Raw genomic sequence first — 12,265 nt, 5'->3', positions numbered from 1 at the left:
CCTAGCCATTGGCGTAGACGATCGCCGCTGGCATCATCGAACGGGCGACCCGCATCGTGGGCTTTTTGCCCAGGTGCTTGTCCGGCAATTAACACTTTGGCGTCGGGGTGTATCTGAAGAATGGGCTTGGGTTCCAAGGGGAGCACATTGGCACATTGGCGACAATTCAGAATGTTTTGATGTAATTGAGAAAAAGATTCCTTATCCATAGCCTTACTCCATCTTTCATCTTACTCAAAAAATTAGTTACCTTTATTTATCGGCAACGTTTTAGCCACTTTGCCAATGCTTAAGCCTTGCACCAAAATAAAGAACACCACCACGGCATAGGTAAGCGTAAGCAAAATATCCTTCTCAGTTCCTGCTGGAAGTTGAAGCACTAACACAACACAGATGCCGCCGCCTACTGCCACGCTTAAAGTGTGAAGAACATACTCAGCCGCAGGGATATCACAACTCGTTAAGATTCCCAATAGCAAAACAAGCACGCAGCTCAATCATCGACATTAATGGTATTGCTAGGGCATTAAAGGGCATGTCGAGTAATCGACAGGTTAGATCAAACTGTCCATAGTTTTCTGTCTTTCTCTTCAATCTCTTAGCGCCTTGTCACTCCCTCTGAAATCTTTCAATTGCGGTATTTTAGCCGATTTATTTTGCGTCAACTCATCTCGTTTTCTGATCCTTAACGCCTGAATTTCGATCAATAATGACGGTATCTCGGGTAATGACCTAGGGTTGAGACGAGTTGCATACTGATTGACAGGCACAGTCGCTAAGACGACTGAAAAATAAAAATAACTTGTCGTAGGAGTCTTTATGTCGGGCATCGATACCTTAGGTTATATCGGTTTTAACGCGAGCGATATGGCTGCCTGGAAAAAGTTTGCACCGGAAGTTTTGGGGTTGCAAATTGCAGAGGAGTTGGAAGATGGCACGCTAGTGCTACGTGCTGACTCTCATCAACGTCGTATTATTCTTCACCCAAGTGATCAGGATGATGTTGCTTATGTTGGCTGGGAATGCCGAAGCAGAGAAGGGCTTGATGAAGTCCGTAGTGCTTTGCAAAGTGCCAATATTCCTTTCGAAAATGTTGCGATGGAAGAAGCACGCTCTCTTTCGGTACGAGAAATGATTCGCTTTAGCGATAATGATGGCGTTCTTATCGAGGTTCATTATGGACCTACAATCTTATCAAATCAGCCTTTTGTCTCGCCGGTTGGAGCTCGCCCTTTTGTGACGCAAGAACAGGGTTTAGGACATTTGGTTCTCGCTTCAGGTGAATATTCCAAGCAAAACACGTTTTATCAGCAAGTATTGGGGTTTAAGCCTACAGACACTCTGACGATTCCTGGTATCAACAGCGAAGCCTCGTTTATGCGTGTTAATCAGCGTCACCATTCTCTTGCCTTAGTTGACATGGCTCCGACACACGGTCCGCGTTTGCACCACATTATGTTGGAAATGCAATCCTTGGATGAGGTCGGCTTTGCGTACAGCCGTGCGCGTGCCGCTGGGGCTCATATTCTTATCGATTTGGGACGCCATGTGAATGACAACATGCTTTCTTTCTATGTCCTTACGCCGTCGGGCTGGGCGGTCGAGATCGGCTGGGGAGGCGTTCAAATTGATGATGAAACATGGCATGTCACTCATTACCCCACAAACAGTAGCTGGGGACACGAATTCCACATGCCACCTTCAAAAGCGTCTAACTAATTAACCAGTAAAGGGTGATGAATATGCAAAACCATACATTTGAATCTACTTCACGCAATATCGACATCGACGGACTTAATATCCACTATCACGATACTGAGGTGGGTGAACAAGTGCTCATCATGCTACACGGTGGTGGTCCAGGTGCTTCGGCATGGAGTAACTACCAAAGTAACCTGCCTGTGTTGGCCGAAAAATACCGCGTACTGGCTTTTGATGCTCCCCATTATGGGGCTTCTGACAAGCCAATGAGCGCCTATCAAGACACCAATTTCTATGCTGAGGTGTTTGCCAAGTTGATCGATCGTCTTGGTATAAAAAAAGCGCACTTTATTGGTAATTCTATGGGGGGAACCATTTCCCTGACCTTGGCGATGACGCGCCCTGATTTAGTCGGGCAGCTGGTGTTGATGGGGCCAGGTGGTTCTCCGACTATGTTTACGCCACAGGTGACAGAAGGCATTAAAATACTAGCCAATTTTTATCAAGGTGAAGGCCCAACCATAGAAAAACTAGAAGCGGCTATCCGCATTATGGTTTATGACCAATCCCGTATCACGCCAGAATTACTGGAAACACGTTTTAAAGCAGCAACCCACCCAGATCTATTGAAAAAGCGCGAATGGAAAGGTCACGCCATGCATGATTTATGGCAGCGCTTAATGTCCACTGAAGTGAAAAACCGCATTCTTTTGATATATGGCAAAGAAGACCGTGTCATTCCTTGGGACAGCAGCTTGATTCTATTGCGTTTGCTGCCAAATGCCAGTTTGCATGTCTTTCCTAAATGCGGGCATTGGGCTCAGCTGGAAAAGGCTGATGAATTCAATAGCTTGGTAGATAATTTCTTGGAGCTTGGTGATGACTGATTTAGAGAACAAATTGGCGTCCCATCAACAGTTTGCTGAGCGCCTTCGTGATGCCTATGTTGCGGGCGCCGTGCCCCCTTTGCGTGATGGCTTGGCAACAGATGATGCAGAAGGCGCTTATGCAATTCAAGCGATTAATACCCGTTACTGGCAAAGCCAAGGACGCGCTGTCATAGGCCGAAAAGTAGGTCTTACTTCTTTGGCTGTACAGCGCCAGTTTGGTGTAAACCAACCTGACTTTGGTGTGTTATTTGACGATATGGTCGTAGCGGATGGAGGGCGAGTGAGTGCCTCGACCCTTATTCAGCCGCGAGTAGAAGCCGAGGTCGCATTGGTATTAGCAAAAGATGTCTCTAATCCTTCGGCAACAGAAGAGGACATTGCAGAGGCAACCGAATATGCAGTTGCAGCCCTTGAGATTGTCGATAGCCGCATTCAGGACTGGAAAATTAGCTTTGCCGATACGGTGGCGGATAACGGCTCTTCCGCCGGATATGTACTAGGTCAAAAGAAATTGCCCTTAGCCAATTTAGATCTTTATAGCTGTGGAATGGTGTTAGAGATCAATGGTGAAGTCGCATCTGTTGGTGCGGGGGCGGCATGCCTTGGTCATCCGCTTAAAGCGGCCGCTTGGCTCGCACGAACCTTGGCTGTAGTTGGAGAACCTTTACGGGCGGGTGAAGTGATTTTGACGGGGGCTCTTGGGCCTATGGTGTCACTTACCCCTGGTGATTCTGTTGTCGCGAAAATTGGTGGCCTAGGTGAGGTGTCGTTCACATATGAGGAGAGTAGCTCATGAAAACGATGACGAAAGTAGCGATCATTGGTTCGGGCAATATTGGGACGGATCTGATGATTAAAATAATGCGTCAATCGAGTGTGCTAGAAATAGCCGCCATGGTTGGGATTGACCCAGAATCAGAGGGTTTACGTCGGGCTGAGCGGCTTGGTGTGGCGGTCACACATGAAGGTATTGAGGGTCTACAAAAGCTCTCTGTTTGGTCAGATATCGACATTGTGTTTGATGCGACGTCAGCTGGCGCGCACACAAAGCATAGCGAGATTGTTACATCGGCTGGCAAGGTCATGGTTGATTTGACGCCCGCAGCGATTGGTCCTTACGTGGTGCCTGTAGTGAATGGATCTGAACATCTCAAGGCACCTAACGTCAACATGGTGACCTGTGGTGGTCAAGCAACGATCCCTGTGGTTGCGGCGGTTAGCAGCGTGGCGACCGTGCATTACGCTGAAATTGTTGCCTCTATCTCCTCAAAAAGTGCTGGCCCTGGTACCCGAGCGAATATTGACGAGTTTACTGAAACAACAAGTCGTGCCATCGAGGAAGTCGGTGGGGCCGCAAAAGGCAAAGCCATCATTGTGCTGAATCCTGCCGAGCCGCCTATGTTGATGCGTGACACAGTATTTACGTTAACTAGCGGTGCTAGTGAGCAGGAAATAGAAGCGGCGATTGAAAAAATGGTCGAAAAGGTGAGCGAATATGTGCCTGGCTATCGTTTGAAGCAACGGGTTCAGTTTGAACCTGTGGGCGTCGATAAGCCGTTGCTTATTCCTGGACTTGGTGAGTTCAAGGGGCTCAAAACCACGGTATTTCTTGAGGTAGAAGGGGCAGCGCATTATTTACCAGCGTATGCAGGCAACCTCGACATCATGACGTCAGCAGCGCTTAAAACAGCCGAGAAAATAGCTGATGAACGCACAAAGGAGGCCGCCTTATGAGCTTCGATCCCACTCAAAAGAAATTGTACATCCAAGATGTGACATTGCGTGATGGTATGCATGCCATTCGTCATAACTATTCCATTGACCAAGTACAGAGCATTGCAAGGGCGCTCGATCATGCTGGCGTTGATGCGATTGAAGTGGCTCATGGTGATGGTCTAAGTGGCTCGTCATTCAACTACGGTTTTGGTGCTCACACTGACTGGGAATGGCTCGAAGCGGTGGCTGATGTACTTGAAAAGTCGGTACTGACCACACTTTTGATCCCTGGCATTGGCACTATCGAAGACCTTCATCGTGCTTACAAACTGGGCGTTCGCTCTGTGCGGGTAGCAACCCATTGTACGGAAGCGGATATCTCACGCCAGCACATTGAAGCCGCGCGAAACCTAGGTATGGATGTTTCCGGATTTCTAATGATGAGCCATATGGCGGAGCCTGAGGCGCTGGCAACTCAAGCTAAGCTAATGGAAAGCTATGGTGCCCATTGCGTGTACGTCACGGATTCCGGTGGCGCTATGGATATGGATGACTATCGTAAGCGCTTACAGGCTTATGACCGGGTGTTAAAGCCTGAAACCGAGCGCGGTATCCATGCGCATCATAATTTGTCCTTGGCGGTGGCGAATTCAATCGTCGGTGTGGAAGGAGGTGCGATTCGCATTGATGCCAGTTTGACTGGAATGGGGGCTGGCGCAGGTAATGCCCCATTGGAGGTCTTTATTGCGGCAATTGAGCGCAAAGGTTGGCAACACGGTACCGATCTCTATGAGCTCATGGACGCCGCAGAAGATTTAGTACGTCCACTGCAAGACCGTCCGGTACGAGTCGATCGAGACACCCTTAGCCTAGGTTACGCCGGTGTCTATTCATCATTTTTAAGACATGCCGAGAAGGCCAGTGCGGATTATGGCGTTGATACACGAGCCATTTTAGTCGAGCTGGGCCGAAGACGCATGGTGGGTGGTCAAGAAGACATGATCGTCGATGTTGCACTGGATCTGGAAAAAGAAAAATAGCCAGTGAGGCATTCTCGTTACACAAAAATTTATCGAAATTTTAGCAAATTCCGTTGCAATAAAAACAAAAAAGAACAGGAGCTTGGTAATGAAAAATTCTACCGCTAAGGGAGCGTACGACGTACGAACTCCCGTACTAATTACTGGTGCTGGTCCTGCAGGACTAACGCTATCACTTGCACTCAGTCGCTATGGCATTCCTCATATTTTATTAGAAATGTTCCCTGGTGCGGCCCATACACCTCGTGCTCATATCACTAATCAGCGAACCATGGAGATCTTTCGTGATCTCGGCATTGAGGAAGCCATTAAACAAAAAGCCACCTCCGCGGATGGTATGTGGAGTAATGCTTGGATTAGCACTCTGGCAGGGAAAGAGGTTTTCCGCTCCGAAGCATGGGGCGCTGGTGAAGAGCATGCCCCTCGCTATGCCAAGGCCAGCCCAAGTGGAATGTGCAATATTTCGCAGAACATCATGGAACCAGTGCTCATCGAAGCCATTGAAGATATCGGTGTGGCTGATCTGCGGTTCTCTCATAAATTGGAGTCGTTTGAGCAGGATGACGAGGGTATCAATGCGGTCGTTATCGAGGTGCAAACAGGCTTAAGTTACAAGGTTCGAGCAGATTATCTAATTGGTTCGGATGGTGCTCGCAGTATGGTTGCCAAGGAATTGGCACTGCCATTTGAAGGGGATATGGGGGTTGGCGCGGATGCAGGTATTGGTACTGTTATTTATGCCTGGTTCAAGGCTGATTTGACTCGATATGTCGCGTACCGCCCAGGCACCATGTATTGGACAACCGGTCAAAGTGGTATCAATTTTGTGAATGTAGCTCCATGGAATGAATGGATTGCTGGGTGGTCCCTTCCACCTGGTGTTGCCCATGATCCTAATCTTGATGAAGAAACGGTTATTCGCCGTATCTCGGAAGCCATTGGTGACAGTACGGTAGAGATCAGTCTAAAAAGTGTCTCGACTTGGACAATGAATAAAATGTGGGCAACACGCTATGGTGAAGGCCGTGTCTGGTGTATGGGCGATGCGGTTCACCGTCATCCTCCAATGAATGGCTTAGGTTCTAATACCTCGGTGGCGGATGCGTATAACCTTGCGTGGAAGTTGAAATTGATACTGGAAGGCAAAGCGGGTAAACATTTATTGAAGAGCTACGAAACCGAACGTCAGCCAATAGGTGAGCAAATTGTTAACCGTGCTTGGGATTCAGTGGTTGGCTTTTGGGGACGCTTTTATGGTGAGTTTCTAGGCATTCATCCTAATGCTAATCCTGAAGATATTCAGTGCTCGCTGCAGCAGCTCCGTGAAGATGGTCCAGAAGCAGATACACACCGAGCTAAGTTTGAACAACTAAAAGAAGAGGTGTTGGATCCGGCTTTCAATGCTTTAGGAGTGGAATTGGGTTATCGCTATCGCACGGGCGCGAGGGTTGATGATGGCAGTCCAGAGCCATTGGTTAGTGGTCATCCAGATGTCAATTATGAAGCGACAACCTGGCCTGGTGCCCGTTTGCCCCATGCATGGATTGAGAAGGGGTTACGCCGCATTTCTACCCTCGATCTAGTTGGTCGTGGTCAGTTTGTATTGTTAACGGGGCGCGGCGGTGGTTGCTGGTATGAAGCAGCTAAGGCAGCAGAACAACTGACAGGTGTTCAGGTCATCGTTATTCAGATCGATAGCCGTTTCGGCACAGTGCGGGATCCTCTTCGATACTGGGCAAAAGTGCGTGGTACGGATTCTGATGGTGGAGTGTTGGTGAGACCTGATGGGCATGTGGCTTGGCGGGCTCAAACGGCTACTGGTGCGGTTGATTTGCCTGCAGTGATGACAGAAATACTGGGTGTTCGTGATCCAGCAGAAGCCGCACCTGTAACGTCTATTACGGCGGATCTTAAACAAACTGCGCAAGTGGGTGTTTGATCATGAGTCAGTTTCCCTTGGTAGATGCGTGGATTGATGTCCACGCCCACTTTAGCCTTCCTCGCTCAGAGGAGCAGCGTACGGCTATGTGGCAGTCATTACAGAGCGATAACTGGGTAGGTTCCGCCCCGCCTGAGTGGACGCTTGATGAGCGTCTCGCCTATATGGATAGAGTGGGGATCGGCATGCAGATGCTCAGTATTGTCCCAACAAATCATACCTTGGTTACAGAGAGTAATCGTTATGGTGCAGAGCTGGTGAAAAAGCATCCTACGCGGTTTGGCTTGTTGGCAGGGTTACCAACAGACGACGCCAAGGCAGCCATTGATGAGGTGCAGCGGGCGCAAGAACTAGAGTCCGATGGCTATGCGGTTTACTGCGAATACAATGGCGTAAGTCTGGCTGACGAGCGTTTGGAGCCGCTTTGGCAAACATTAAATGATTGCGAGGCTGTGGTCTTTGTCCACCCTAATCATGCAGTACCTGGGCAGTGCGGACGTCCTGGAGTATTGCTTGAAGTGGCGTTTCAGACGGCCAGTGTCATTGTCGACATGCTCTATGCCGGAGTCTTCAAACGCTACCCATCGATTCGTTTCATTTTAGCTCATTGTGGTGGTGCTCTACCCGCGCTGTCAGGGCGCTTGATATTGCTTGGTAATGAGTCATGGGTCCCCAATCCAGAACAGATTGATCAGGAAGAAATGCGATCACAGCTTGCGTCTTTCTATCTTGACACGGCGATGACTGGCTCTGCTCAGAGTTTATCAGCAGGTGTGGCCATGACGAGTGCCGAGCATTTGGTTTATGGGTCAGATTGCGGTGCTCCCTGTACGACTGAATCAACGGCCATTGCGAATATTCAAGAATTGTTAGCGTTTAACGGTCTTAGCTCTGAGCAGGTTGAACAGATTGGTCGTAATGCTTTGTCTTTATTTCCAAAAGCAGCAAAGAGGATGCAAATCACAGAATAGATAAACTTTTGATATTCCCAGCCAGAGTATTTTGATGTCCTCCATTCTTGTCGAGTCTGGTGGTTAAGGGTCCGTTGGCTGTTAGCAAATGACTAATACAAAAATAACAAGTCGAGAGGTAATACTAATGCAAACACATACATTGTTCCGATTTTCACCGGTTGTCATTTGGTTGGCTACCAGCATGATAATGACCAATGCAATGGCGGCGGAATCGCCCATTTATGGTGGACCAATTGGTGGCTCTGATATGGGGTCCGCTTATTTGCCACCAAAGCCTGGATTGTATATGGGGGCGGGTTATGTAGGATTTACCTCTGATCGCTATCAGGATGTGAATGGTAATTCTATTCATATAGATAATAGTTTTGACGCGTCAGCAGGAGTTGTTGGGCTCAACTATGTATATAAAAATAAGATCTTTGATGGCTCAGTATCTTCTTCGTTACAGGTTGGATATGGTCAGCGCTGCATCAGTTTTGGTCAGCGCAACTGTCGGTCAGGTTTTTCGGATGTCTACAGTGACGTATTTTTCTGGAGTAAATATTTAGGGGACGACAAAGCAGCAGATCCCTCGCGAGCTCATTTACCTTACGGCTTGACGGTAGGGGGAGGGTTAGGGGTAACGGTGCCTTCCGGACGCTATGATAAAAATGCGCAGGTTAATACAGGTGGTAATACTTGGATTATTTCTCCTAATGTTGCGCTGACCTATCTAACGGGCCCTGAGTATTCTTTAGGTGGAGATGGGACAGAGTTCAGCGCACGACTTTACTACTCTATGCCTCTGGAGAACCCAGATACTAATTTTGAAGCAGGCAACGTTGTCAATGTGGATTGGGCCATTACGCAGCGCTACGGCTACTGGCAAGTGGGTATTGCGGGTCAGCAAGCGAAACAGCTTGATGGTGATACGTTGGCAAATGGCACTCGAACGAATTCTAAGAAGTTTTCCTCTGGTTCAGTTGGGCCTGTGGCAAGTGTCTTCCTACCGAGTATTGGTTCTCAGCTCAAAGTGAAAGCGGCTGCAAATTACGACGCAGAAAATACATTCTCTGGTTACAGTCTCGTTATGGTGATGGGGTGGAATGTGTTCTAACGTAATTAGGCTGTATGGGCTTAATTTAAGTGGCAGTGCGCAGTAATAATACAGAGGGGTTATTGCGCATTGCTTGCTTTATAAAGAAGGGTAGGCGTAGTCTAAACCCTGATTGGCTTTATTTCGTTATCTATAATGAGTTGAGCACCGAAAACCATGTGCTATCCATGGTTGGGAGAATTTGCATGCCAAGAGTAATTCGTTCCAATGAGCGCGCAGGAGAAATTCAAGATAGAGGGATCTTTAAATACGGTGAGAGAGTGCTTTGGTCTCTCTCAAACCCCACACATTATTTGCCCAATGAAACTCTAGATCACTTGCTGCGTTCGGTTCGGCTTTCTGCTGTTATTCCTGGTCATGCAAACTTATCAGCACCGTTTGGGGTTGATGTTGCTTACGGGGCCGATTCCTTCGTGATATACGAAGCCCATCAAGGTGACTGTCATGTCGCTTTTGATTTGGGTATCAAAGCGATTAATTTTCGCCAAGGGGATTTATTGCTGATTCCCTGCGATATGAAACATCGCATTTCCTCCGACCCTGATGCTCCCTGTATCGATTTGCGAGATTTACTTGGTCAACAAGTAGAACCTCATGTTGAGGCATCAAAAGGGCATCCTTCGCTAAAACGATTGTTAAGGCAGCAAGTAAACTACGGCGGTGGTGGCGAGGTATTTGCTTTGCGCATGGTTGTGATGTTTTTCGATCAAGAAACATCCGGCACGCTGGTGTCTGGACTACGAGGTCCTATTTTACTGAAAGGTGCAGCGAATAAACACCGTTCGTTTCTTAGCGCTATTTTCGATGAGTTTAATGTCCAGCGTAAATCTGGCGTTATATCCCAACCTGTGGCGACGCGGCTGACCGAGGCGCTTCTCACAATTATGCTGACGGAAGCAACTAAAATGGGTGGTGAGGAGCCATTCTATAAAGGTTTAAATGACCCCGCGGTTGCTCGAGTCATGCGTGCGGTGTTGAGTGAGCCAGAAAATGATTGGGGACTACAGAGCTTGGTCGACATTGCGTTGGTTTCTCGTACCGTTTTAAATGCTCGTTTTTTGGAGCTGGTTGATATGTCTCCGTTGCAGTTTGTTTGTCATGTACGTTTAAAACGTGCAAGTGAACTGTTGATTGATACATCACTTAGTATTGCTACGATTGCTGAGCGCTCGAACTATGGCTCTGAAGCGGCGTTTAATCGAGCATTTCGACGATGGTGTGGCTGTACACCAGGATCTTTTCGCAAGGGAAAAATATCTTTGACACCTGGTGTATAACTGATAGAGCTGTTTGCAGGCTATCTTATGCTTGAGTATAAAGGTGCGCAGTCTGCATTTACTAAACTGACCGACTTTGGAAAAAACACTATCGTCAAAAAAGCGTCTTTGGCATCTTATTTATTTTGGTTTATTGGCAACGTTTTAGCGACTTTGCCAATGCTTAAACCTTGCACCAAAATAGAGAACACCACCACGGCATAGGTAAGCGTAAGCAAAATATCCCTCTCAGTTCCTGCTGGTAGTTGAAGTACTAACGCAACGGAGATGCCGCCACGTAGGCCTCCCCAAGTTAAGACTTTCCAAGCACCACTGGGCAGATTGAGCTGTTTTTTAAACGTTGTTGTCGTAAGGCCCACGACGGTTAATCGAGCGGCCAATGCTACGCAGATGGTTAAACCCGCAGCGAGAGATAAGTTACCTGAGTACGTTATCATGACGATTTCTAAGCCAATGAGTACAAACAGCGCTGCGTTTAAAATTTCGTCGACCAGCTCCCAAAATAAATCGACGTAATGACGAGTGGTATCGCTCATTGCCCATGTGCGTCCATGGTTACCGACCATTAATCCTACCATTACCATTGCTAATGGACCTGAAAGATGCCAATGACTTGCAAGTGTGTAACCACCTATGACGCCAGCGAGTGTCAGCAATACTTCTTCTTGATAGCTGTCGATGCTCTTCAGTAGGAAGTTTAAAATAGCGCCTAAGGTCAGTCCGAATAGAATGCCGCCGCCTGCTTCCACGCTTAAAGTGTGAAGAACATACTCAGCGGTAGGGATATCACCACTCGTTAAGATCCCTAAAAGCAGAACAAACACCACAACGCCAATGCCATCATTAAAAAGTGATTCGCCAGCGATGACGGTTTCAATGCTTTTAGGTGCACCAGCAGATTCTAATATTCCCATAACGGCAATCGGGTCTGTTGGAGATATCAGTGCGCCAAATAACAAGCACCAAATAAAAGGTAGCTTAAGGTCTAAAACAGGTAGCAAGTAATACAGAGCCGCGGCGATCATCGCGGTTGAGAATAAAGTACCGATAAAAGCCAGAATGCCAATCGGAAGTTTATAGCGTCTCAAGTCTTTTACGTTAACATGAAGGGCGCCAGCAAACAGAAGCATCGAAAGCATGCCGTCGAGCAGTATTTCTGTAAAGTCAAGTTGATCAAGGAAGCTGACTTCATAATTTATAAGCTGATCAAAGCCTAAAACCCCCATGAGTATCGCGACAATAGAAATGACAATAGAGATGACCATGACGCCTATCGTTGTTGGCAAGCCAATAAAGCGATGGTTTACGTAGGCCAGTAACGCCGTAATTGATAAAAATATAGCGCTTACTTCCAGTACGCTTAGGCTAGACGCTGATTCCATGTCTGATTTCTCGTTGTGTAGGTTTAAGGAGTGACTGTACACGTCGTCAAACCCATATGATGCGCTTAGAGTTTGATTGTTGCGTAGAATACCCACATGTTACCTATTTAATGACTATTTAGCATCGTGAATTGATGAACATCGTTACCACAAAAAATCCATGATCTAGCACAGTGAACACGCGAAGTAAGTGGGCAATTAATGCTAGACTGCGCGGCATATTGACGCTGGGGCCCCATCATGGAAATCA

The 12,265-nt window shown here is 47.5% G+C and carries 12 protein-coding genes; 9 read left to right on the top strand and 3 right to left on the bottom strand.

Annotation, left to right across the window (positions count from 1 at the left end; translation table 11 throughout):
• Together ACN0RF_RS13305 and ACN0RF_RS13300 are read right to left on the bottom strand one after the other, a co-directional pair.
• Nucleotides 1-209: uracil-DNA glycosylase family protein (locus ACN0RF_RS13305; protein ID WP_417439391.1), on the bottom strand; the 209-nt coding region annotated here is incomplete at its 3' end.
• A gap of 33 nt (nt 210-242) precedes the next feature.
• A complete protein-coding gene (locus ACN0RF_RS13300) occupies nt 243-488 on the bottom strand; it encodes a hypothetical protein (RefSeq protein WP_417439390.1) in 246 nt (81 codons plus the stop codon).
• A 331-nt stretch (nt 489-819) separates the two neighbouring features.
• Between ACN0RF_RS13300 and ACN0RF_RS13295 the strand changes: the two genes are divergently transcribed.
• From ACN0RF_RS13295 to ACN0RF_RS13255, 9 genes are all read left to right on the top strand, one after another.
• Nucleotides 820-1,719 carry a VOC family protein gene (locus ACN0RF_RS13295; protein ID WP_417439389.1) on the top strand — a complete coding sequence of 300 codons (900 nt, stop codon included), beginning with the start codon at nt 820-822 and terminating at the stop codon, nt 1,717-1,719.
• 23 nt (nt 1,720-1,742) lie between these two features.
• Nucleotides 1,743-2,588, top strand: a complete 846-nt coding sequence (locus ACN0RF_RS13290; RefSeq protein ID WP_417439388.1) for an alpha/beta fold hydrolase — start codon at nt 1,743-1,745, stop codon at nt 2,586-2,588.
• Nucleotides 2,581-3,387 (top strand): 2-keto-4-pentenoate hydratase, encoded by an 807-nt coding sequence (locus tag ACN0RF_RS13285; protein WP_417439387.1) that lies wholly within the window; start codon nt 2,581-2,583, stop codon nt 3,385-3,387. Before ACN0RF_RS13290 ends, ACN0RF_RS13285 begins: the two co-directional genes overlap by 8 nt.
• The gene (locus ACN0RF_RS13280; RefSeq protein ID WP_417439386.1) at nt 3,384-4,325 is read left to right on the top strand and encodes an acetaldehyde dehydrogenase (acetylating); all 942 of its coding nucleotides are present in this window, start codon (nt 3,384-3,386) and stop codon (nt 4,323-4,325) included. Before ACN0RF_RS13285 ends, ACN0RF_RS13280 begins: the two co-directional genes overlap by 4 nt.
• Nucleotides 4,322-5,347, top strand: a complete 1,026-nt coding sequence (gene dmpG, locus ACN0RF_RS13275) for a 4-hydroxy-2-oxovalerate aldolase (RefSeq protein WP_417439385.1) — start codon at nt 4,322-4,324, stop codon at nt 5,345-5,347. Before ACN0RF_RS13280 ends, dmpG begins: the two co-directional genes overlap by 4 nt.
• Nucleotides 5,348-5,435: 88 nt before the next feature.
• On the top strand, nt 5,436-7,286 hold the full coding sequence (locus ACN0RF_RS13270; RefSeq protein WP_417439384.1) for an FAD-dependent monooxygenase: 1,851 nt from the start codon (nt 5,436-5,438) through the stop codon (nt 7,284-7,286).
• 2 nt (nt 7,287-7,288) lie between these two features.
• Nucleotides 7,289-8,257 carry an amidohydrolase family protein gene (locus ACN0RF_RS13265; protein ID WP_417439383.1) on the top strand — a complete coding sequence of 323 codons (969 nt, stop codon included), beginning with the start codon at nt 7,289-7,291 and terminating at the stop codon, nt 8,255-8,257.
• Between the two features lie 127 nt (nt 8,258-8,384).
• A complete protein-coding gene (locus ACN0RF_RS13260) occupies nt 8,385-9,356 on the top strand; it encodes a SphA family protein (RefSeq protein ID WP_417439382.1) in 972 nt (323 codons plus the stop codon).
• Between the two features lie 185 nt (nt 9,357-9,541).
• The gene (locus tag ACN0RF_RS13255; RefSeq protein WP_417439381.1) at nt 9,542-10,633 is read left to right on the top strand and encodes an AraC family transcriptional regulator; all 1,092 of its coding nucleotides are present in this window, start codon (nt 9,542-9,544) and stop codon (nt 10,631-10,633) included.
• Between the two features lie 116 nt (nt 10,634-10,749).
• On the opposite strand, the gene ACN0RF_RS13250 is transcribed toward ACN0RF_RS13255, so the two are convergent.
• Entirely contained in the window at nt 10,750-12,015 is a 1,266-nt protein-coding gene (locus ACN0RF_RS13250) for a cation:proton antiporter (RefSeq protein ID WP_417439380.1), read from the bottom strand.
• Nucleotides 12,016-12,265: the final 250 nt, after the last annotated feature.

The sequence above is a fragment of the Idiomarina sp. genome (genome assembly GCF_048260185.1).
Lineage (GTDB): Bacteria > Pseudomonadota > Gammaproteobacteria > Enterobacterales > Alteromonadaceae > Idiomarina.
This window is presented reverse-complemented; position numbering and strand designations above follow the sequence as displayed.

What these genes read in the sequence shown, in the direction of transcription:
- ACN0RF_RS13285 (WP_417439387.1), top strand. Translation starts at nt 2,581, where the DNA reads ATGACTGATTTAGAGAACAAATTGGCGTCCCATCAACAGTTTGCTGAG.
- ACN0RF_RS13290 (WP_417439388.1), top strand. Translation starts at nt 1,743, where the DNA reads ATGCAAAACCATACATTTGAATCTACTTCACGCAATATCGACATCGAC.
- ACN0RF_RS13265 (WP_417439383.1), top strand. Translation starts at nt 7,289, where the DNA reads ATGAGTCAGTTTCCCTTGGTAGATGCGTGGATTGATGTCCACGCCCAC.
- dmpG (WP_417439385.1), top strand. Translation starts at nt 4,322, where the DNA reads ATGAGCTTCGATCCCACTCAAAAGAAATTGTACATCCAAGATGTGACA.
- ACN0RF_RS13270 (WP_417439384.1), top strand. Translation starts at nt 5,436, where the DNA reads ATGAAAAATTCTACCGCTAAGGGAGCGTACGACGTACGAACTCCCGTA.
- ACN0RF_RS13280 (WP_417439386.1), top strand. Translation starts at nt 3,384, where the DNA reads ATGAAAACGATGACGAAAGTAGCGATCATTGGTTCGGGCAATATTGGG.
- ACN0RF_RS13260 (WP_417439382.1), top strand. Translation starts at nt 8,385, where the DNA reads ATGCAAACACATACATTGTTCCGATTTTCACCGGTTGTCATTTGGTTG.
- ACN0RF_RS13295 (WP_417439389.1), top strand. Translation starts at nt 820, where the DNA reads ATGTCGGGCATCGATACCTTAGGTTATATCGGTTTTAACGCGAGCGAT.
- ACN0RF_RS13250 (WP_417439380.1), bottom strand. Translation starts at nt 12,015, where the DNA reads ATGGAATCAGCGTCTAGCCTAAGCGTACTGGAAGTAAGCGCTATATTT.
- ACN0RF_RS13255 (WP_417439381.1), top strand. Translation starts at nt 9,542, where the DNA reads ATGCCAAGAGTAATTCGTTCCAATGAGCGCGCAGGAGAAATTCAAGAT.